This window comes from Streptomyces sp. NBC_00872, assembly GCF_045161915.1.
In the GTDB taxonomy this organism is placed as follows: domain Bacteria; phylum Actinomycetota; class Actinomycetes; order Streptomycetales; family Streptomycetaceae; genus Streptomyces.
On the sequence record NZ_CP108806.1, the window covers coordinates 7,539,898 to 7,560,528 of the forward strand.

Genomic DNA, 20,631 nt, shown 5'->3' on the forward strand with positions numbered 1-20,631 from the left:
CATCAGCGGGGCGGTGCTGTCAAGTCTAGCGGAGGGCACGACAATGGCCGCTCATTTTACGGTGGTTGACCGGGTGAGCGGCAAGGGTCTCTCGTTTGGATCTTGCTGGGCTCGCGTGCCCTGGTGCCGTACCGGCACGAACCGTACGGGGGTGCCCGGCGCCGACTGCGCCGCCGCCGGGAGATCCCGCTCCATGACCACCGCGGCCACCGGATAGCCACCGGTGGTCGGATGGTCGGAGAGGAACACCACGGGACGGCCGTCAGGGGGCACCTGCACCGCTCCCGTCACCACGCCCTCGCTGGGCAGTTCGTCCCGTACGGCACGCTCCAGGGGCGGGCCCTCCGTACGCAGCCCGATGCGGTTGCTCGCGGACGACACCCGGTAGACGCGGGTGACCAGGGTGCGGAGCGCGGCGGGGGTGAACCAGTCGTCGCGCGGGCCGAGCCGTATCCGCAGCACCAGTTCGGCCGGCGGGGCCGGGGCGGGAGTCCAGTCCACCGGCGCGGGCCGACCCGCCGGGGGACCCAGCGGCACGACCTCGCCGTCGCGCAGCGGGGCCGGGCCGAGGCCCGAGAGCAGATCGGTGGACCGGCTGCCGAGCACCGGCTCCACCGCGATCCCGCCGCCGAACCCCACATAGGCGCGGACCCCGCGGACCGCGGGGCCGATGTCGAGGACCGCGCCCGCCGGGACCCGTACCGCCGCGCCCCAGGCCACGGGCCGTCCGTCGACGGACACGGCGCACGGCGCTCCCGTCACCGCCACGACGACCGGGCAGCGTGGCCGTACCGCGCAGCCGCCCAGCGTCGTCTCCAGCGCCGCCGCGCCCGCCGGATTCCCCACCAGCCGGTTGACCAGCCGCAGCGCGGGCGGATCGAGGGCCCCGGAGCGCGGCACCCCCAGATGGGCGTGCCCGTACCGGCCCAGGTCCTGCACCGTGGTCAGCGCGCCCGCGCGGACGACCGCGAAAGCCCGGTCCGTCATCAAACCGCGCCTTCGTCGCTCTTGGTGTGCTCATCGCCTCCGGCGTTCCCGTCGACCGCCCTGAACCGTACGCGTGCGCCCGGCGTGAGCAGCGCGGCGGGGGCGCGCGCCGGGTCCCACAGGACGGCGTCCGTCGTTCCGATGAGCTGCCAGCCACCGGGGGAGGAGCGCGGATACACGCCGGTGTACGGGCCGGCGAGCGCGACGGCCCCCGCGGGCACCGCCGTACGCGGAGTGGCTCTGCGCGGTACGGCGTACCGCTCCCCGAGCCCGGTCAGATAACCGAAACCGGGCGCGAACCCGCAGAAGGCGACCCGGAACTCGGCCGTGGAGTGGATCCGTACGGCCTCCTCCTCAGGCACCCCCCACAGCGCCGCCACATCGGCCAGATCGGGTCCGTCGTAGCGGACCGGCAGCTCGACGGTGTCCGTCACCCGGGCGCGCGCCGCGGGGATCTTCCAGCCGGCCAGCCCCGCGGCGAAACCGGCCGGATCGTCCAGCCCGTCCAGCAGTATGGTCCGCGCCGCGGGCACGATCTCCCCGACCGGCGGCAGGGCACCCTCGGCGCGGCGGCGCAGCAGCTCGGCGTGGAGCGCCGCCGTCTCCTCGCCGTCGGCCAGTTCGACCAGCAGTGCCCGGTCGCCGACCGGCAGCGTTCTCATACGAAGGCCTCCACCCGCACGCCGGCGGCTTCGAGCCGGTCGCGGACGCGACGGGCGAGACCGACGGCGCCCGGGGTGTCGCCGTGCACACAGAGCGAGCGCGCGCGGACGGCGACGGACTGTCCGCACCGGGAGGTCAGCACACCGAACCGGGCCATGGAGACGGACCGTTCCACCACGGTCGCGGGGTCCGTGATCACCGCGCCGTCCTCGCCGCGCGGCACCAGCGTGCCCTCCGGGGTGTACGCGCGGTCCGCGAACGCCTCGGTGATGACGGGCAGTCCGGCCTTCTCCGCGTGCTGGTGCAGCCGGGAGCCCGGCAGCCCGAGCAGCGGCAGCCGCTCGCCGGTCAGCAGGACGCCCTCCACGACGGCCTCCGCCTGCTCCTCGTCGCGGACCACCCGGTTGTAGAGCGCGCCATGCGGTTTGACATAGGCGACCCGGGCGCCCGCCGCCTTGGCGAACACCTCCAGCGCGCCGATCTGGTAGGCGATCTCGGCGGCCAGTTCGTCCGGCGGCACATCCATGGAGCGCCGGCCGAACCCCGCCAGATCGCGGTACGAGACCTGGGCGCCGATCCGTACCCCGCGCTCGGCGGCCCACGCGCAGACCCGCCGCATGGTGGCCGCGTCCCCGGCGTGGAACCCGCAGGCCACATTGGCGCTGGTGACGACGGAGAGCAACTGCTCGTCCTCCGTCAGCCGCCAGCGGCCGAAGCCTTCGCCAAGGTCGGCGTTGAGATCGATGGACGCCCAGGTCATGGAGTCACCTTCCGATCGGATCGGGTCAGATCAGTTCGCGGCCGCGGGTCTCGGGCAGCCCGAGCAGCGCGAGTACCGCGAGACCGTAGCCGACGGCGCCGAAGACCAGCGCGCCCCCGACCCCCCAGCTCGTGGCCAGAAAACCCACCAGGGTGGGGAAGACCGCGCCGACGGCACGGCCGGTGTTGTACGTGAACCCCTGTCCCGTACCGCGTACCGCCGTCGGATACAGCTCACTGAGGAACGAGCCGAAGCCGCTGAAAATGGCCGACATGCAGAAGCCGAGCGGGAATCCGAGGAGGAGCAGCAGCCAGTCGGCCGTGTCCGGGATATTGACATAGGCGAGGATCGCGAACGCGGAGAGCACCGCGAAGATCGCGACATTCTTCTTCCTGCCGAGCCGGTCGGTGAGATGACCGCCGGTCAGATAGCCGATGAAGGCGCCCGAGATCAGAAAGGTGAGATAGCCGCCGGTACCGACGACGGTCAGGCCCCGGTCGGACTTCAGATAGGTCGGGACCCAGGTGGCCAGCGTGTAGTAACCGCCCTGGACGCCCGTGGACAGCAGCGTCGCGAAGAACGTCGTACGGAGCAGGTCCCCGCGGAAGATGGCGGTGAACGAACCCTTCTCCGCGCTGGTCCTGCGCTGTTCGGCCGCCGCCGGCGCGTCGCTGACGTTCCGTCGTACGTACACGATCAGCAGGGCGGGCAGCGCGCCCGTCCAGAACATCACGCGCCAGGCGGTGTCCGCGTCGAGGAACTGGAAGACCAGTGTGTAGACGATGACGGCGAGCGCCCAGCCGGCCGCCCACGCGCTCTGTACGGCGCCGAGCGTACGGCCGCGGTGCTTGCCGGAGGCGTACTCCGCGACCAGGATCGCGCCGACGGCCCACTCACCGCCGAAGCCCAGGCCCTGAAGGGCGCGGAAGACCAGCAGGGTCTCGTAGTTGGGCGCGAATCCGCAGAGCACCGTGAAGACCGCGTAGGTGATGACGGTGATCATCAGTGCCCTCACCCGGCCGATACGGTCGGCGAGTACCCCCGCAATCGCCCCGCCCACGGCGGAGACGACCAGGGTGACGGTGGTGAGAAGTCCGGTCTGGCCGCTGTCGAGACCGAAGTAGGCGGCGATCGCCACCATGCTCAGCGGCAGGGTGAAGAAGTCGTAGGAGTCCAGGCCGTAGCCGCCGAACGCGCCCGCGAACGCGCGGCGCCCCTGCGGCCCCAGGGCCCGCAGCCATGCCAACGCGCCGGTGTCCTCGGGGAGTCCGTCCTTGGTCAGACGTGCTTGGGTCGTGCTCATCTGCACCTCGCAGGAGGGGTGAGTGTGCTGGGACCGTGAGCCGATATCACCGTAGGGGATTGTTCAACGATCCGACAAGAGTCATGTTGTTTCGTTCTTGCTTCTACGATGAGTCGTGCAGACGAACGGACATCAGGGAGAGGCTGCTGTGGGCACGAACGGGGCCGAACTCGGCGAACTGGCGGACGACCGGCCGCTGCTGGGCCGCACCAGCACGGCGGAGCGGGTGGCGGACATCCTGCGCACCCGTATCGCGGAGGGGTACTTCCAGCCGGGCGAGCGGCTCTCGGAGGACACCATCGGCAAGGCGCTCGCCGTCTCGCGCAATACGCTGCGCGAGGCGTTCCGGCTGCTCACGCACGAGCGGCTGCTCGTCCATGAGCTCAACCGCGGGGTGTTCGTACGGGTGCTCGCGGTCGAGGACGTCGAGGACATCTACCGCACCCGCCGGCTGATCGAATGCGCCGTCGTCAGAGGGCTCGACGGGCCGCCGTTCCCGGTGGACGGACTGGAGAAGGCGGTCTCGCGGGGCGAACGCGCCGCCGAGGAGGGAATCTGGAAGGGCGTCTCGACGGCGAACATCCACTTCCACCGGGAACTGGTCGCGCTGGCCGGCAGCGCCCGCACCGATGAACTGATGCGCGGAGTCCTGGCCGAACTGCGCCTCGCCTTCCATGTGGTGGACGATCCGCGCGGGCTGCACGAGCCGTATCTCGTACGGAACCGCCAACTGCTGGAGTCGCTCAAGTCGGGGGACAGGGACGGGACGGAGCGGATGCTCGCGGAGTATCTGGACGACTCCCGCGAGCGGCTCGTCGAGGTGTACGCGGGAGCCGTGGCGGAGGACGAGGCGCCGCCCCGGTAGAGCCTTCGCGGCGGTTTTCCCGGCCGTTTCCCGGCCGGTTCCGCGCCGGTCGCTTCCGCACCGTTTCGACCGATGTCGGTGCGAGGACCTAATCTGTGCACCGTGACTTCGCCTGCCTCGACGGACTCCGTTCCGCCCCAGCTCAGCGCGGGGCCGCGGCCCGCGCAGGGCCCGGCCGCCGACGAAGGGCTGGCGCGCCGGCTGCGCGCGCTCGCGTGCACCGCGCCGCTGCACGACCTGGACATCCGCAAGGCCAATCTCGCGGGGGAGTACGCCGTCTACGGAATGGCGGAGGTCGCGCTCGCCGCCATCGATCTGGTCACACTCAACATGGACTTCGACACCGGCGCAGACCATGAGCAGATAGTGGGCCGGCTGCTTCCGCGCGTCGCCGCCCAGGCACCGGGCCGCCCGGCCGCCGAGCACGAGCGGGTCGCCCGCTGGGTGCTGGAGAATCTGATCAATGTCGGCAGCGTGGACCGGGGCTTCCGCGCGGTCTACGGCACTTTCGGCACCGACGGGGTCTACACCCGCAGGGATTACGACTTCAAGCTCATCGAGGAGGTCCCGGGACACGGCGGCAGCGTCTATCTCCGTACGACGGACGAAGCGGTCAATGTCCTGGTCGGCGCGCTCGACACGGATGTCACCAGCGCGCAGATCGCCGCCGAGGTCAAGCTGGAGGTGCTGATCAACCGAGGCAGGCTCGCCGACGCCCAGCTCGCCGCCGAACAGGCCCGCTACCGCACCGTGCAGTACGCGGAGACGCTGCGCAGGACGCTGGAGGCGACCCGCCGCGATGTACGGGCCGTCGACTGGCTCAACTCCGTTCCCGACATGATCGATGAGGCGCTCGACCACGTGGCCGACCGCTACCGCCACGAGAACGCGATCCTGACCAATATCCGCAAGGCGCGCGACGAGGCCGAGACCGGCGCCGACCCCAGGACGGCGGAGCACAAGCGGCGCGCCGCCGAGCTGGTCGACATCGTCAAGGACTGCATCCGCCGGCACACCCAGCTCCAGTCCCGGCTGCTGGAGGCGGGCCCGCTGTTCCGCGCCGAGCAGGACAGACAGGCCTTCGCCCGGCCCACGGCCCATACGGGCCTGGATCTCTACGGACAGCTCGTCGTCCCGCTGCTGCCACTGCCGGTCGAGCGGGCGACGCGCGTGACGGACGCGTTCTTCGCCCGGGGCACAGGTCTGCGGACACCCGCGTCCGTCCGGGTCGGGGATCTGATCGACCTGCTGCTGACACCCCCGGTGGAGCGTGAGCATCTGGGCGCGGAGATGCCCGAGCCCGATCTGATCGCGACCCCGGACGACAGCCGCTTCAGTGAGGAGCAGCTCGCGAACGCGAAGGAGCTGCTCGACCTGGAGTACGACGCCCCGCGCCGGCTGTCGGGTCTGCTGGCGCAGGCCCGCCGCAGCGATCCGGAACTGCCGTATCTGGTCGCGCTGCTGGCCATCCACGCGGCGAGCCCGCCGGTGGGCACGGCGTACCGCCAGGGCGAGGAGCGCCTGCTGTTCGCCGTCGACGACGGCACGCCCCTGGACGACCCGGAATTCGGCGGCGCGGACCTGATAGTGGGCACGGTGCGCCTCCCCGCGGACAGGACCTAGGCGTGGGCCTATCAGCGAGGGACCGTGGTCCGGGGGCGGGTTGGGGCCAGGTCCGGGGCGGGTTGGGGCCGGCGTCGATGCCAGCGCCGAGGCCGAGGCCTAGGCCAGGTCCGGGGCCGGGTCCGGGGCCAGGTCCGGTCGCACCCTCCCGCACCCGGCGTACATCACGCCGTCCGGACCCGTACCGCCGCGGTGTCCCGGCACCCGCGCCCGCGCCCACCCCACCCCACCCCGCGTCGCACCCCACACCCCGCGCCGACAGGCGCGCACCGCACCCGCAAGGAGCCGTACCCCGTGAGTGACCACCCCGCCGAGAGCAGCGGCGGCGCGGACCCCGCCCCGGCCGCCCCGAGCGCCGTCACCCCCGCGGACGCCGCCGACGCCGCCCGTCTCGTCTCCTTCGGGCTCCAGCCCAAGCTGCTGCCCGCGCGGGACATCGAGTACACCGAACTCCTGCGCCGCTACCGCGAGGACCCCGCCTTCGCGCGCGTCACCGACGCCGTCGCCACCGGCTTCGGCCTGGTCGTGCTGGAGGTCTCCGCCCGCGCCGGTATGGCCGTGACCGCGGGCGAGGACTCGGTCTTCGCGGTGCGCATGGGCGACTACGCCCGCCGTGCCTCCACCGACTCCGCCGACCGCTTTCTGCACGGTCTCGCCCATCTCGCCGTCGCGGCCATGGCGTTCCCCCGCCCCGAGGATCTCGCCGACGACGGTTACATCGGCCGGATCACGGTCAACGGCGTCGACGCGTTCGTACGGCAGGCCTGCCGCCGGCTGGAGGAGCGCGCCGAGGCGGAGGGGGAGAACACCGACCCGTCGACCGACGCCCCCGGTCTTGAGGCCGCCTGGCGGATCTACGCACGGCGCAGCGCCACCGGCGCCACCAAGGACGCCCGCAGACTCGCGGGATCGACCACCGGCATCGTCGGCAAGGCGGTCGCGTTCCTCACCGACTCCGGCTTTCTCCAGCGCACCGGTGACGACGCGGGAGGCGCGTACCGCACCACGGCCCGCTATCAGCTCCAGGTGCGTGACATGGCGGGCCACGCGGCCATGGCCGAACTGCTCGAACTGGGCGTCGTGCCCGTCAGCGACGGCTCCGCGACCCTGCTGCCGCCGCCCGAGGGCGACGATCTGGAGCTGGCCGCCGACGCGGGCCTGCCCTTCCACGCCTGACCGCACCCCCTGACCGCCCCGCCCCTGACCACAACCCCTGACCGCATCTCCCGACCGACCGCATCTCCCGACCGCACCCCCCACCGCTGTTCACCACAACGAGAGTCCGCCGCCATGTACGAGCTGTCCCGGGTCCGCCTCTACTCCATCGGCCCCGCCGGTGCGCGCTACGCCGACACCGTGCTCGATCTGCGCGGAGTGGGCGCCCCCGTACCGCATCCCGCGCCCGCCCAGGCGGAGTTCTTCGAGGAGGAGCCGGTGGGACCGCCGCGCCGCCCGGCCCCGGCGGGCGTGCTCTTCCTGGAGAACGGCGGCGGCAAGTCCGTACTGCTCAAGCTGATCTTCTCGGTGATGCTGCCGGGACACCGCAACACACTCGGCGGCGCCAGCTCAGGAGTGCTGCGCAAGTTCCTGCTGGCCGACGACTGCGGCCATGTCGCCCTGGAGTGGCAGCACACGCTCACCGGTGAACTCGTCGTGGTCGGCAAGGCCAGTGAGTGGCGCGGCCGGCAGGTCTCCAACGACCCCAGGAAGTTCGCCGAGGGCTGGTACTCCTTCCGGCCGGGCCCCGGGCTGAGCCTGGACTCCCTGCCGGTCGCCGAGTCCACCGCCGTACGGCCGCCCGTCGAGGGCGCCTCGGGCGCGCGGGGCAGACGCCGCACCATGAAGGGCTTCCGGGACGCCCTCACCGAGGCCGGCAAGTTCTATCCGCATCTCGACATCCACTGGGAGGAGATCCACGACCGCTGGAACGAACACCTCGGCGAACTGGGTCTCGACCCCGAACTCTTCCGCTACCAGCGCGAGATGAACGCCGACGAGGGCGAGGCCGCGGGCCTCTTCGCGGTCAAGAAGGACTCCGACTTCACCGATCTGCTGCTGCGCGCCGTCACCGACACCCGGGACACGGACGGACTGGCCGACCTCGTCGGCGGGTTCGGGAACAAGCTGGGCCGCCGCGCCGAACTGACCGCCGAGCGGGACTTCACCGCCGGTTCGGCCGATCTGCTCGGCCGGATCGTCGAGGCCGCCGAGACCCGGGCACGGGCCCGTGACATCCACGCGGGCGCCGAGCGCCGGGCCCGTACGCTCGTACGGCGGCTCCAGGCGCGCGCCGCCGAGGAGCGCGGACGCGCCGCCGATCTCGCCCACCGGGTCACCGCCGCCGCGCACACCGTGACCACGGCCGAGCAGTCCCGCGGGCGCGGGTCGCTGATCGCCGCCGAACTCGCCTACCGGCACGCGTCGCTGGCCCTCACCGCCGCCGAGAAGCGCGCCGCCGCTCAGCGCCGCGAGCTGAGCGACGCCCGTACGCTGCACTCCGCCTGGCAGGCCGCCGAGGCGGTGCTGCGCCATCGCGCCGCCGCCGACCGCTCCGCGCGGGTCGCCGTCGCGATCCGTGAGGCCGAGCGTGACGCCGCGCCCGCGCTGGCCGCGCGGGCGACCGCCGCGGCCGATCTCGTACGGGCCCTGCACGCGGCGGCCGAGGACGGCGAGCGGCTGGCGAACGAGGAGGAGGAACGCTCCGCCGTCCTCCAGGAGACGGGCGAGGCCGCCCACCGTGACGCGACCTCCGCCGCCACCGAGGCGCAGCGCGCCCGCAGCGAGGCCGGGCATCTGCGCCAGCGTCTCGCCGAGGTCGAGCAGGAGACGGCCGAGGCGGTACGGGCGGGCTGGCTCGACGACACCGCGCCCGACGCCGACCCGGCCCGTGCCGCGCTCGCCGCGAGCGACGCGGAGAAGTCCGCCGTCGCGAGCTGGGACATGGCGCGCGAGGCCGCGCGTACGGCCGCCGACCTGGCCAGGGAGGCGGCCGGCACGGAGTCCCGCGCCGAACTGGCCGCCGCACGCGCCGCCGACGCGGCCCTGGCCGCCGAGCACGCGTACGACGCGGAGCACCGTGCCGCGGAATCGATCGCCGCGGACGAGCGTCTCGCCGCGCTGCTGAGCCTGCCCCCGGCGGCCGGCACCCGGGCCGGAGTGCCCGGCCCGCGTGACGGCTCGGCGCCGGCCGATGACACCGGCCGGCGCGGTCCGTCGGGGAGCCGGCGCCCGGCGCCCGCCCGGCCGGACTCCACGGACGGGCCGCTGAGCGCCGAGGAGCTGGACCGGTACGCCGACGAGCTGCGTGAACTGCTCGACCAGGGCGTCACCGCCGCCGAGCGGCAGCTCTTCGAGCTGCGCACGGCCGCCGCCGACGACTCCCGCATCCTGGGCGCGCTGGGTGACGGCGGGCTGCTGCCACCCGGCCCCGATGTCCTCGCCACCGTCGAGTATCTGGGCGAGCACGGCATCCCCGCCCTCCCCGGGTGGCGCTATCTCGCCCAGGCCGTCGACCCGGCCGACCACGCCGCCGTGCTCGCCGCACGGCCCGAGCTGGTCGACGGTGTCGTGATCACCGACCCGGCCTCGCACGCCCGCGCCCGGGAAACCCTCGCGGGCGCCGCGCTGCTGCCGAGGTCCGCCGTCGCCGTGGGCACCGCCGCCGCGCTGCTGGCGCCCGTCCCGGGCCCCGGCGCGGAAGGTACGGGCGACAGCGGGGTCTTCCTCGTACCGCCGAACCCCGCCATGCACGACGAGCACGCCGCCGACGAGGAGCGGCAGGCGCTGCGCACCCGCGCGTCCGCCCGTGACGAGGAGATCAGGACGCTCACGGCCCGGCTCGCCGGTGACCGCGCCCTCGCCGCACGGCTCGGCTCCTGGCGCGCGGACTGCCCGCCCGGCATGCTCACGGAGCTGGCCGGGGCAGCCGGGGTGGCCAGGGCCGCGGCGGAGACGGCTGCGGCAGCCCTCACCGAGGCCCGTACGGTACGGGCAGAGGCGGACGAGTCCGCCGCCGACACCGCGCGGGTCCGTGACGAGCGGCAGGAGGCCGCCCAGCGCGCCCGCCGCGCCGCGGACGCCCTGGCCGGGCTCGCGTTCCGGCTCCGTGAGCGGTCCGGCTGGCAGGCGAAACTACGCGAACTGGCCGACGAGGCAGCCGAGTCCGAGGCACGGGCGGCCGTGTGTCTGGAGCGGGCCCGCGCCGCCGACGAGGACCGCAGGGCCGCCCAGCGCGCCGCGGACGACGCCCGCCGTACCGCCCGCGCCCTGCGCGCCGAGCGCGCCGAGATCGCGGGCGCGCCCGAGACCGTACCCGAGCGGGGGCCGGACGCACCCCGCACCGCGCTGCCCGCCCTGCGCGAGGCCTATCGCGCCGCCTCCCAGCTCTACGAGAAGGTGGGCGTCGGCGCCGATCTGCGGGCCGAACAGGCCCGCGCCGAGAGCGACGAGAGCGCCGCGCTCGCCGAGCTGGACCGGCTCACCAACAAGGTGCGCAACCGGGCCGCCCAGCTGCTCGAATCGACGGACGGCGCCGACGGCCCGTCCCGGCAGGCGGCGGCGGCCCGCGCCGAATCGCTCGTACAGATGCTGGAGTCGCGCGCCTCGGCCGCCAGCGAGCAACTCGGCCGGTTCCGGGGCGAGGCCGAGCGGCTCGCCCCGGCCGACGGCGAAGCGCACACCGAGCTGCCCGAGGAACTGGTGCCCGCCGACGCGGAGAAGGCGCAGAGCCTCCTGCGCACCGCCACCACCGAACTGGCCGTCAGGACCGACGCGCTGGAGACCGCGCGCGACGCCCACGCCGAACTGCTCCACGCCCATCGCGCCGCCGAGGACGCGGCGGGCGGCTTCGACGAGACCGCCGCTCTTCTGCGCGATCTGCTCCGGGGCGCCGTGGCCGAGGACGACAGGGACGAGGAGACGTCCCAGCCGCCCGAGCCCTATCCCGGCGGCCCGTCGGAGGCACGGCTCGCCATGGCGGAGGCCCGTCGCTCCCTGCGCGCCTGTGCCGCCGACCTCTCCGCCGCCGACACCGGCGTACGGGAAGCGTGTGATGTGCTCGTACGGCACGCCAACGCGACCCGCTACGAACAGGTGCGCACACCCGCGCGCCAGCAGATCCGCGAACTGCCCGCGTCCGCGCTGCCCGAGCACGCCGCGTCCTGGGCCCAGGCATTCGCCCCCCGGCTGCGTGTGCTGACGGACGAACTGGCACAGCTCGAACGCAACCGTGACTCCATCGTCGACCGGCTGCGCGGGCTGGTCGAGTCCGCGCTGACGACGCTCCGCTCGGCACAGCGGCTCTCCCGGCTCCCCGAGGGCCTCGGGGAGTGGTCGGGCCAGGAGTTCCTGCGGATCCGCTTCGAGGAGCCGGACAGGGCGGCGCTCATCGAGCGGCTCGGCGAGGTCGTCGACGAGGCGACCCGCGCCGCGCTCAAGAAGAACTCAGACCTCCGCAGGGACGGAATGTCCCTGCTGCTGCGCGGTGTTCAGGCGGCGCTCCAGCCCAAGGGGGTCGTCGTCGAGATCCTCAAGCCCGACGCCGTACTGCGCGCGGAGCGGGTCCCGGTCGGACAGATGGGCGATGTCTTCTCCGGCGGTCAGCTTCTGACCGCCGCGATCGCGCTGTACTGCACGATGGCCGCCCTGCGCAGCAACGACCGGGGCCGCGACAAACACCGTCACGCGGGCACGCTCTTCCTCGACAATCCGATCGGCCGCGCCAACGCCACCTATCTGCTGGAGCTCCAGCGCGCGGTCTCGGACGCCCTGGGCGTACAGCTCCTCTACACCACGGGTCTCTTCGACACGACGGCGCTCGCGGAGTTCCCCCTGGTCATCCGGCTGCGCAATGACGCCGATCTGCGCGCGGGACTCAAATACATCAGCGTCGAGGAACACTTGCGCCCAGGACTGCCCCAGCCCGACCCGGACGGTGAGCCCGTGCACGGCGAGATCACCGCGACCCGGATGTTCCGCCGGACCCCGGAGCCCGTGACCGAGTGACCGGGGCCGCCGTGGGGTGACCGGAGCGCGTCAACCGGTACCGAGGCGCGTCAACCGGTGACACGACGGCGCGTTCAGGCTTCGCTCAGGCTGTTCCGATGCCGCCGGCTCCGCCGCCGTATTCGCGCGGCCTCGCGCGCCGCGCTCTTCGCCGCGCGCCTGGCCCTGCGCCGCTCCCTGCGGAGCCGCCGGGCCGTGCTGCTGGGCGCGGAGATCACACCATGGCGCTGGTTCCACACCTGGCGCGTGACCCATACGTCCAGTACGCCCCAGGTCGCCACCACCGTGGAGGCCACACTGCTCAGCACCATCGGGAACGCCAGCCAGGAGCCCGCGAGCGTACTGAGGAAGGCCACCATGGCCTGAATCAGTGTCACCGCCGCTATGATCACCGCCCGGACCGCCGCCGTTCTCACCGGATCCGGCATGCGATACCGCGCCGCGGGCTCCTCGATCCAGAGCCCCCGGGACACCTCCGCGATCCCACCCGCCGGCGCCGCGCCACGCCGCTCATCCGTCTCCATGGACGTCACTCCCCAACCGCTGTCCACTGTCCGACTCAAGGGTGACTGCCCGTCTCGTCGCGATTCACGCCGGCCATGGAACCGAATGTGATACGCGAACCGCCCGCAGCGCTTTCCGCTTCCCCCTGATCCCCGTACACAAGGACGAATGGCGGCGCGTGAAGATTCCCGGCGAAGGACCGACCGAATGATTCAGGCCAACTGACCAGACCTGTACGCGCCGTCCGGCTCCGCCCCCGGTCTCCCCGAGGTGCAAGGCAACTCGCCGAAAAACGGGACAACTCGTGATCAAGGTGCCATGGAGCGGCCGAAAATCATCCGGATGTGTCTTCGAGTTGCCGGTGTGACAGTAGTAGGCTCGCGCCGTTTGCTGACGGAGTATCTCCCGCACCGGGCGGGGATCGAGCTGGGGGAGGCCATGCGCTTTCGCGGGAAATCCATCCGCCGGAAGATCGTGGCGCTGCTGCTCGTGCCGCTCGTCGCGCTCAGCGTCATGTGGGCCTTCATCTCCGTCCTCACCGGCGGCCAGGCCAATCAGCTCCTCGACATCGGTCATGTCATCAAGAAGATCGGCCACCCCGTCGAGGACGCGATCCTCGTCCTCCAGAGCGAGCGCCGGCAGACACTCATCTATCTCTCCGACCCGCGCGGCGCGAACGCGACGAACGAACTCCGCACCCGCCGGGCCGACACCGACACGGCCGTGGCCCTCGTCAGGAAGAACGCCACCCTCGGGGTCCGCGACCGGATGGACACCACCACGCACGAGCGGTTCGACGTGCTCATGGGCGCCCTGGACGGCCTCGACCTGATGCGCCGCTCCGTGGACGAGAGCACCGTCACCCGTGAACGGGCGCTCGACTTCTACAACCAGCTCGTGGACCCCGGCCACACCTTCCTCGCGTCCCTGTACGGCCACGAGGACGTGGACGGGGACAACTGGGGCCGCGCGCTGGTCGGTCTCGGCCGCGCCAAGGAGATGCTCTCCCGTGAGGACGCGGTGGTCGCCTCCGCGCTGATCGCGCGCCGGCTCACCGCCGCGGACATCCGCTCGGTCTCCGATCTGGTCGCCGGCCGCACCGTCCTCTACCAGACCAATCTCTCCGACCTGCCGCTCACGGACCGGGTGACGCTCGAACAGTACTGGCGCACCCCCGCCACGCTCGCGCTGCGCCAGACCGAGGACGACCTCATCGAAGCCGGGCCCACCAGTGACCCGAAGGGCGTCGACATCGCGCTCTGGCAGAAGATGACCGCCCCCGTGCTGGAGGACCTGACCAGCGAGAGCGCCCAGGCCGACGCCCTCTACCGCGCTCATATCGACCCCGTGCGCCAGGAGGTCTTCATCCGGCTCATCCTGGCCGGCACCGTGGGCTTCGTCGCGCTCCTCGTCTCCGTGTTCGTATCCGTACGCGTCGGCCGCGATCTGATCCGTGACCTGACCCAGCTCCGCAAGGAGGCCCACGAGGTCTCCGGTGTCAGGCTCCCCAGCGTCATGCGCAGGCTCGCCGCAGGCGAACAGGTCGACGTGGAGACCGAGGCGCCGCGGCTCGACTACGAGCGGGACGAGGTCGGCCAGGTCGGCCAGGCGCTCAACACCCTCCAGCGCGCCGCGGTCGAGGCCGCCGTCAAACAGGCCGACCTGCGGCGCGGTGTCTCCGAGGTGTTCGTCAACCTCGCCCGTCGCAACCAGGTCCTGCTCCACCGTCAGCTCACGCTCCTGGACACCATGGAGCGCCGTACGGAGGACACCGAGGAACTCGCCGACCTCTTCCGGCTCGACCACCTCACCACCCGTATGCGCCGGCACGCCGAAGGCCTGGTGATCCTCTCCGGAGCCGCGCCCTCACGGCAGTGGCGCAAGCCCGTCCAGCTCATGGACGTGGTACGGGCCGCCGTGGCCGAGGTCGAGGACTACGAGCGCATCGAGGTCCGCAGGCTCCCCCGGATCGGTGTCGGCGGCCCCGCGGTCGCCGACCTCACCCATCTCATCGCCGAACTCCTGGAGAACGCCACGGTGTTCTCGCCGCCGCACACCGCGGTCCAGGTGCACGGCGAGCGGGTCGCCAACGGCTTCACCCTGGAGATCCACGACCGCGGTCTCGGTATGGCGCCCGAAGTGCTGCTCGACGCGAATCTGCGGCTCGCGGAGACCCCCGAGTTCGAACTGTCCGACACCGACCGGCTCGGCCTCTTCGTGGTCAGCCGGCTCGCCCAGCGGCAGAACGTGCGCGTCTCGCTCCAGCCCTCCCCGTACGGCGGCACCACCGCGATCGTCTTCCTGCCCGTCGCGTTGCTGACCGACGCGCCCGAGACCGAGGGCACCGGCTTCCGCCTCGACCGTAAGAGGGCCGCGGGCGGCGGACGCCACCGCGCCGACGGCGGGGGCGGCCGGCTCACCGCGCTGGCGCAGGTCCCCACCGGGCGCGGCGGCGGCCCGTCCGTCCTCGACGGTCCTGTCGAACTGGAAGCGCCGGTCGGCTCCCTGGGCATCGGGAACGGACCGGTGCTCGGCGGCGACGGCATGCTCGGCGGAGGCGACGGTATCGGCGAACTCGACGAGACCGGGAGCGAGCGCGGAGGGCTGTTCCGCGCCCGTGAGCATCTCCGTGACTCCGGCGGCGACCCGCGCGACCCGCGTGACGCCCGGGACATGCGCGACGGACGTGAGGCACGGGACATGCGCGATGTACGTGACGGCGGCCGTGACTTCCGCGACCGGCGTGACGGCCGCGCCGCCCAGGAGCCGCGCGGACTCCGCGAACAGCACCAGCAGGCCGCCGACTCCGGGCCCCAGCGCTCCGCCGAGCCGGTGAGCCTGCCCCGCCGCAAGCCCCCGACGCTGGTCGTGGACCGCGGCAGGCGCCTGGACGAGCCGGGCCGTGCCCCGTCCTCCGCGCGGGAGCAGCGGGACCAGCGGGAACAGACCGTCGGCGGAACGGGCCGCGGTTGGTCCGGCGTACCGGCACAGCCGTCCGCTTCCGGTGCCCCGCGACCCGCCGAAGAGGACCCGTCCCTGCTCGACGGACTGCCCCGCCGGGTCCGGCAGGCCAGCCTCGCCCCCCAGTTGCGGGACATCACCCCGGACCGCTCCTCGGACCGGGCGTCGGCCGCGCTCCACGACACCGAACGGGACGCGGACGAAGTACGCAGCCGTATGGCTTCGCTCCAACGGGGCTGGCAGCGCGGTCGTCGGCAGAACGATGCCGAGGACTCCACCGGCCCCGGCGATACACAAGGAACCACATCGGAGGGGGACGGTCGATGACCGCACCGAACGCAGCAGTACGCAACTCCACCGACCCCAACGGCTCGGGAGAGCTGAACTGGCTCCTCGACGAACTCGTCGAGCGGGTCGCCAGCATCCGCAAAGCCGTGGTCCTCTCCGGCGACGGCCTCGCCACCGGCACGTCCAAGGACCTCACCCGCGAGGACGGCGAGCATCTCGCGGCCGTCGCCTCCGGATTCCACAGTCTCGCCAAGGGCGTGGGCAGACACTTCGAGGCGGGCAGTGTCCGGCAGACCGTCGTGGAACTGGACGACGCGTTCCTCTTCGTCACCGCCGCGGGCGACGGGAGCTGTCTGGCCGTCCTCTCCGACGCGGACTCCGACGTGGGTCAGGTCGCCTACGAGATGACACTGATGGTCAAGCGGGTCGGTGTCCATCTCGGCACATCACCCCGGACCGGTCTGCCCGCCGGAGGGTGAGTGGGCTGGGATGAGTGACGCAGGTCAGGATCCGCAGCACTGGTTCGACGGCGAGGCCGGACCGGTAGTACGCCCGTACGCGATGACGCGTGGCCGCACCAGCAGCGCGACGCGCCACCGGCTCGACCTGATCGCGATCGTCGTCCCCGAACCCGCGGCCGACGATCCCGCCCGGGACCAGACGCTCTCCCCGGAACATGTGGAGATCGTGGAACGCTGTCTCGCCAGCCCCCAGTCGATCGCCGAGCTGGCGGCGAGCCTCGACCTCCCCGTCGGGGTGGTCAGGGTACTGGTCGGCGATCTCGTCGAGAGCGAGATCGTGCACGTAACCCGTCCCGTTCCGCCGGCCGAGCTGCCGGACGTGAACATTCTCCGCGAGGTGATCAATGGTCTACGGGCGCTCTAGCCAGCGGCAGCGTCCGGTCGAGCCCGTGACGCTGAAGATTCTGGTCGCGGGCGGCTTCGGCGTGGGCAAGACCACCCTGGTGGGCGCGGTCAGCGAGATCAGACCGCTCCGTACCGAGGAGATGCTGAGCGAGGCGGGCCGGCCCGTCGACGATGTCGACGGCGTCGAGGGCAAGACGACCACCACGGTCGCCATGGACTTCGGCCGGATCACCCTCCGCGAGGATCTGGTGCTGTACGTCTTCGGCACCCCGGGCCAGGACCGCTTCTGGTTCCTCTGGGACGAACTGGCCCAAGGCGCCCTGGGCGCGGTCGTACTGGCCGACACCCGGCGTCTGGCGGACTCGTTCGCGGCGGTCGACTACTTCGAGCGGCGCGCCATCCCGTTCACCGTCGCCGTCAACTGCTTCGAGGGCGCGGGCCGGTTCCCGGCCGAGACCGTACGGGCCGCACTCGATCTGGACCCCGAGGTCCCGCTGGTGATGTGCGACGCGCGCGAGCGCGAGTCCGTCAAGGAAGTACTGGTGACGGTCGTCGAGCACGCCATGACCCGCGCGGCGCTCCAACGCGAACACGCCGCCACCACCTGAGCGGGCCGGGCCCCGCGCCCGCCGGCCGACGCCCGGGTCCGTACGGAACGCCTCCGTACGGGCCCGGACGGTCCACCGGCGCGCGGCTCCTCCGCCGCGGTTCCCCTACCGGGTCTCCTCCTCGTGCCAGCCGAAGCTGCGCTCCACCGCCTTGCGCCAGTTGCCGTACTCGCGCTCGCGCACCTCCGCCTCCATCCGCGGCGACCACTCGGCATCACGCTTCCAGTGCGCCTTCAGCTCGTCCAGATCCGACCAGACACCCGTCGCGAGGCCCGCCGCGTACGCCGCGCCCAGACAGGTCGTCTCCGAGACCTTCGGCCGGATCACCGGTACCCCCAGCACATCCGCCTGATGCTGCATCAGCAGATGGTTGGCGGTCATCCCGCCGTCCACCTTCAGCGTGGTGATCGGTACGCCCGAGTCCTGGTACATCGCGTCGACCACCTCACGTGTCTGCCAGCTCGTCGCCTCCAGCACCGCTCGGGCCAGATGCGCCTTGGTGACATAGCCCGTCAGACCGGTGATCACCCCGCGCGCGTCGGAGCGCCAGTACGGCGCGAACAGCCCCGAGAAGGCCGGTACGACATACGCCCCGCCGTTGTCGTCCACACTCGCGGCGAGCGACTCGATCTCGTCGGCACTGCGGATGAGACCGAGCTGGTCACGGAACCACTGCACCAGGGCCCCGGTGATCGCGATCGACCCCTCCAGACAGTAGACGGGCGCCTCCGAACCGATCTTGTAGCCGAGCGTCGTGATGAGCCCGCTCTTCGACGGTACGGGCCGCCGACCGGTGTTGAGCAGCAGAAAGCTGCCCGTCCCATAGGTGTTCTTCGCGGTGCCCGTGTCGTAACAGGCCTGGCCGAAGACCGCCGCCTGCTGGTCGCCGAGCGCGGACGCCACCGGCACCCCCGCCAGCCGTCCGACGGCCGTCCCGTACACCTCGGCAGAGGACCTGATCTCCGGCAGGACGGCCTCGGGTACACGCAGCGCCGAGAGGATCGACGGATCCCACTGGAGGGTCTCCAGATCCATCAGCATCGTGCGGGACGCGTTCGTCACATCCGTGACATGCACCCCGCCGTCCGTGCCGCCCGTCAGATTCCAGATCAGCCAGGAGTCGATCGTCCCGAAGGCGATCTCGCCGCGCTCCGCGCGCCGCCGCAGCCCCGGCACCTCGTCCAGCAGCCAGGCCGCCTTGGGACCGGAGAAGTAGCTGGCCAGCGGGAGCCCGGTGGTGTCACGGAACCGGTCCTGACCGTCCTCGCCGCCGAGTTCACGGCAGAGCGCGGAGGTACGGGTGTCCTGCCAGACGATCGCGTTGTGCACGGGTTCGCCGGTCGCGCGGTCCCACAGCACGGTGGTCTCGCGCTGATTGGTGATCCCCAGCGCGCTGAGCTGATCGGCTCGCAGCCCCGCCCTGTCCAGCGCCCCCGCCACCACGGCCTGGACCTTGGACCAGATCTCGGTGGCGTCGTGCTCCACCCAGCCGGGTTTGGGAAAGATCTGCCGGTGCTCACGCTGGTCGACGGCGACGATCGCGCCGTCGTGGTCGAAGATGATGCAGCGGCTCGATGTGGTGCCCTGATCGATGGCGGCGACGAACTTCTCCGTCATGACGTCCCCTTGATCGGTCGGTCGGTCGGAAAGCGGCGTGCGTGCGGCGGCGTGCGTGTGGCGTGCGTGCGGCGTCGTCCGTGGAGCTGCGTTCCTGGAGCGGCTCCGTGGGCCGCGCTCAGAACGCCGTGTTGAAGACGACTCCGGCGAGCAGCCCGCCGATGAGCGGCCCGGCCACCGGGACCCACGCGTAACCCCAGTCGGAACTGCCCTTGTTGGGTATCGGCAGCAGGGAGTGCGCGATACGGGGGCCCAGATCGCGGGCCGGATTGATGGCGTAGCCCGTGGGCCCGCCGAGCGACAGTCCGATCCCGACGACCAGCAGCGATACCAGCAGGACGGAGATCCCGGACCCGTACACCCCGGCGTCGCCGGGGAGTTCGCCGATACCGATGCCCGCGTTCTTCCCGAAGGCCAGGACCGGCAGGACCAGCGCGGTCGTGGCGATCACCTCGGTGACAACGTTTGCCACCGGGCTGCGGAGCTCCGGCGCGGTCGCGAAGATACCGAGCGTCGGCTGCGCCAGCGCGGCGTCGGCGTTGGCCCGGAACTGCGCGTAGTACGTCAGCCAGCACAGCACCGCGCCCAGGATCGCGCCCGTCATCTGCCCGAGCAGATAGAGCGGGACCTTGTCCCACTCGCCCGTGTCGACCGCGATACCGACGGTCACGGCGGGGTTGAGATGGCCTCCCGACAGCGGCGCGGAGGTGTACGCGCCCGCCAGTACGCCGAAGCCCCAGCCGAAGGCGATCACCACCCAGCCGGCGGCCTTCGCCTTGGAGTGATGCAGCGTGACCGCGGCACAGACTCCCGCGCCGAAGAGGATGAGTATGGCCGTTCCGATGAACTCACCGACGAATATGTCCCCATTGCTCAAGGCGGCTCCTAGACCTGGCCCGGGGTCGTCCGCCCCGGATCTCCATGACGAGCGTGCTGAGCGCGCCTACCCGCGGCGCTGACGGCGAAGAGGAAGTGTTCACCGGCTCGTCAGGGAGCGTCAAGGTCATTGACAGCACGCGCAGTTCAGGGACGGTCTTGACACGGACGTACGGAACGCGCAGTTCCGACGACCGGAGCGACGACCGGAGCGATGCCCGACGGGGTACTCGGCGGGGTGCCCGGCGTGCTGCCCGGCGTGCTGCCCGGCCGTGGGTCGGGCGGGCGGGTCAGCGGTGCTCGGCGAGCCACTTCTCCGCGATCTCGGCCAGCTCGTGGTCACGTCCCGCCAGCATCATCCGGATCATCTGCGCATCGCCGCGGAGCGACCAGGCCGGATGCCCGAAGGTGGCGGGATTGTTCTTCTCGATGAGGAAGTGCGCGGGCCAGGCCGTCCCGTAACCGATCAGCGGCAGGGCCGCCGCATACCGCTTCCGCCCGCGCGCCAGGCCATAGGCACTGATCGCGAGTCCGGTGAGCGTGCCGGTGAGATGGACCCAGCGGGTCGCCGCCTTGGAGTGCATGGCGACGTAGTAGGGCCAGAATTCCTCGTACGAATCAAATTCCTGCTGCGCCATGGAGGCACCGTAACCGCTCCCGGGAGAACCGGATACGGGTTCTCCCGCGTCTGTCCCGGAGACGGGCGA

At 72.1% G+C, this 20,631-nt stretch carries 16 protein-coding genes; 8 read left to right on the top strand and 8 right to left on the bottom strand.

What is annotated here, in order from left to right:
* Window positions 1–51: 51 nt before the first annotated feature.
* The 4 genes from OG214_RS32295 to OG214_RS32310 are packed head-to-tail and all read right to left on the bottom strand — an operon-like array spanning window position 52 to window position 3,713.
* Window positions 52–987: a biotin-dependent carboxyltransferase family protein gene (locus OG214_RS32295; RefSeq protein WP_405986707.1), complete on the bottom strand. Its 936-nt coding sequence runs from the start codon at window positions 985–987 to the stop codon at window positions 52–54.
* Window positions 987–1,649: an allophanate hydrolase subunit 1 gene (locus OG214_RS32300; RefSeq protein WP_405986708.1), complete on the bottom strand. Its 663-nt coding sequence runs from the start codon at window positions 1,647–1,649 to the stop codon at window positions 987–989. Before OG214_RS32300 ends, OG214_RS32295 begins: the two co-directional genes overlap by 1 nt.
* Window positions 1,646–2,410 carry a LamB/YcsF family protein gene (locus OG214_RS32305; RefSeq protein WP_405986709.1) on the bottom strand — a complete coding sequence of 255 codons (765 nt, stop codon included), beginning with the start codon at window positions 2,408–2,410 and terminating at the stop codon, window positions 1,646–1,648. Before OG214_RS32305 ends, OG214_RS32300 begins: the two co-directional genes overlap by 4 nt.
* A 25-nt stretch (window positions 2,411–2,435) precedes the next feature.
* Window positions 2,436–3,713, bottom strand: a complete 1,278-nt coding sequence (locus OG214_RS32310; RefSeq protein WP_363085096.1) for an MFS transporter — start codon at window positions 3,711–3,713, stop codon at window positions 2,436–2,438.
* Window positions 3,714–3,861: 148 nt separating this feature from the next.
* Here OG214_RS32310 and OG214_RS32315 point away from each other — a divergent pair, with 148 nt between their 5' ends.
* The 4 genes from OG214_RS32315 to OG214_RS32330 all read left to right on the top strand — a co-directional run bounded on the left by OG214_RS32315 (window position 3,862) and on the right by OG214_RS32330 (window position 12,204).
* Window positions 3,862–4,578 carry a GntR family transcriptional regulator gene (locus tag OG214_RS32315; RefSeq protein ID WP_383033464.1) on the top strand — a complete coding sequence of 239 codons (717 nt, stop codon included), beginning with the start codon at window positions 3,862–3,864 and terminating at the stop codon, window positions 4,576–4,578.
* Between the two features lie 102 nt (window positions 4,579–4,680).
* Window positions 4,681–6,201, top strand: coding sequence for a hypothetical protein (locus OG214_RS32320; RefSeq protein ID WP_405986710.1), 1,521 nt, complete (start codon window positions 4,681–4,683; stop codon window positions 6,199–6,201).
* A 294-nt stretch (window positions 6,202–6,495) separates the two neighbouring features.
* Window positions 6,496–7,377 carry a hypothetical protein gene (locus OG214_RS32325; protein ID WP_363085099.1) on the top strand — a complete coding sequence of 294 codons (882 nt, stop codon included), beginning with the start codon at window positions 6,496–6,498 and terminating at the stop codon, window positions 7,375–7,377.
* 114 nt (window positions 7,378–7,491) lie between these two features.
* The gene (locus OG214_RS32330) at window positions 7,492–12,204 is read left to right on the top strand and encodes a hypothetical protein (RefSeq protein ID WP_405986711.1); all 4,713 of its coding nucleotides are present in this window, start codon (window positions 7,492–7,494) and stop codon (window positions 12,202–12,204) included.
* Between the two features lie 74 nt (window positions 12,205–12,278).
* Here OG214_RS32330 and OG214_RS32335 read toward each other — a convergent pair whose 3' ends face one another.
* Complete coding sequence (locus OG214_RS32335) at window positions 12,279–12,728, bottom strand: hypothetical protein (protein WP_405986712.1); 450 nt, start codon at window positions 12,726–12,728, stop codon at window positions 12,279–12,281.
* 418 nt (window positions 12,729–13,146) lie between these two features.
* Here OG214_RS32335 and OG214_RS32340 point away from each other — a divergent pair, with 418 nt between their 5' ends.
* The 4 genes from OG214_RS32340 to OG214_RS32355 are packed head-to-tail and all read left to right on the top strand — an operon-like array spanning window position 13,147 to window position 17,431.
* The gene (locus OG214_RS32340) at window positions 13,147–15,996 is read left to right on the top strand and encodes a nitrate- and nitrite sensing domain-containing protein (RefSeq protein WP_405987679.1); all 2,850 of its coding nucleotides are present in this window, start codon (window positions 13,147–13,149) and stop codon (window positions 15,994–15,996) included.
* On the top strand, window positions 15,993–16,436 hold the full coding sequence (locus tag OG214_RS32345; RefSeq protein WP_363084908.1) for a roadblock/LC7 domain-containing protein: 444 nt from the start codon (window positions 15,993–15,995) through the stop codon (window positions 16,434–16,436). Before OG214_RS32340 ends, OG214_RS32345 begins: the two co-directional genes overlap by 4 nt.
* Window positions 16,437–16,446: 10 nt before the next feature.
* Entirely contained in the window at window positions 16,447–16,842 is a 396-nt protein-coding gene (locus OG214_RS32350; RefSeq protein ID WP_066955975.1) for a DUF742 domain-containing protein, read from the top strand.
* Window positions 16,823–17,431, top strand: coding sequence for a GTP-binding protein (locus tag OG214_RS32355; RefSeq protein WP_405986713.1), 609 nt, complete (start codon window positions 16,823–16,825; stop codon window positions 17,429–17,431). Before OG214_RS32350 ends, OG214_RS32355 begins: the two co-directional genes overlap by 20 nt.
* A 105-nt stretch (window positions 17,432–17,536) precedes the next feature.
* Here OG214_RS32355 and glpK read toward each other — a convergent pair whose 3' ends face one another.
* The 3 genes from glpK to OG214_RS32370 all read right to left on the bottom strand — a co-directional run bounded on the left by glpK (window position 17,537) and on the right by OG214_RS32370 (window position 20,562).
* On the bottom strand, window positions 17,537–19,048 hold the full coding sequence (glpK, locus tag OG214_RS32360) for a glycerol kinase GlpK (RefSeq protein ID WP_363084906.1): 1,512 nt from the start codon (window positions 19,046–19,048) through the stop codon (window positions 17,537–17,539).
* 118 nt (window positions 19,049–19,166) lie between these two features.
* Window positions 19,167–19,925 (bottom strand): MIP/aquaporin family protein, encoded by a 759-nt coding sequence (locus OG214_RS32365; protein ID WP_363084905.1) that lies wholly within the window; start codon window positions 19,923–19,925, stop codon window positions 19,167–19,169.
* 289 nt (window positions 19,926–20,214) lie between these two features.
* Entirely contained in the window at window positions 20,215–20,562 is a 348-nt protein-coding gene (locus OG214_RS32370; RefSeq protein ID WP_363084904.1) for a DUF962 domain-containing protein, read from the bottom strand.
* Window positions 20,563–20,631 lie beyond the last annotated feature (69 nt).

Coding starts and splice junctions, on each gene's coding strand:
- OG214_RS32295 (WP_405986707.1), bottom strand. CDS start 987: ATGACGGACCGGGCTTTCGCGGTCGTCCGCGCGGGCGCGCTGACCACG.
- OG214_RS32300 (WP_405986708.1), bottom strand. CDS start 1,649: ATGAGAACGCTGCCGGTCGGCGACCGGGCACTGCTGGTCGAACTGGCC.
- OG214_RS32305 (WP_405986709.1), bottom strand. CDS start 2,410: ATGACCTGGGCGTCCATCGATCTCAACGCCGACCTTGGCGAAGGCTTC.
- OG214_RS32310 (WP_363085096.1), bottom strand. CDS start 3,713: ATGAGCACGACCCAAGCACGTCTGACCAAGGACGGACTCCCCGAGGAC.
- OG214_RS32330 (WP_405986711.1), top strand. CDS start 7,492: ATGTACGAGCTGTCCCGGGTCCGCCTCTACTCCATCGGCCCCGCCGGT.
- OG214_RS32335 (WP_405986712.1), bottom strand. CDS start 12,728: ATGGAGACGGATGAGCGGCGTGGCGCGGCGCCGGCGGGTGGGATCGCG.
- OG214_RS32340 (WP_405987679.1), top strand. CDS start 13,147: ATGCGCTTTCGCGGGAAATCCATCCGCCGGAAGATCGTGGCGCTGCTG.
- OG214_RS32345 (WP_363084908.1), top strand. CDS start 15,993: ATGACCGCACCGAACGCAGCAGTACGCAACTCCACCGACCCCAACGGC.
- OG214_RS32350 (WP_066955975.1), top strand. CDS start 16,447: ATGAGTGACGCAGGTCAGGATCCGCAGCACTGGTTCGACGGCGAGGCC.
- OG214_RS32355 (WP_405986713.1), top strand. CDS start 16,823: ATGGTCTACGGGCGCTCTAGCCAGCGGCAGCGTCCGGTCGAGCCCGTG.
- glpK (WP_363084906.1), bottom strand. CDS start 19,048: ATGACGGAGAAGTTCGTCGCCGCCATCGATCAGGGCACCACATCGAGC.
- OG214_RS32370 (WP_363084904.1), bottom strand. CDS start 20,562: ATGGCGCAGCAGGAATTTGATTCGTACGAGGAATTCTGGCCCTACTAC.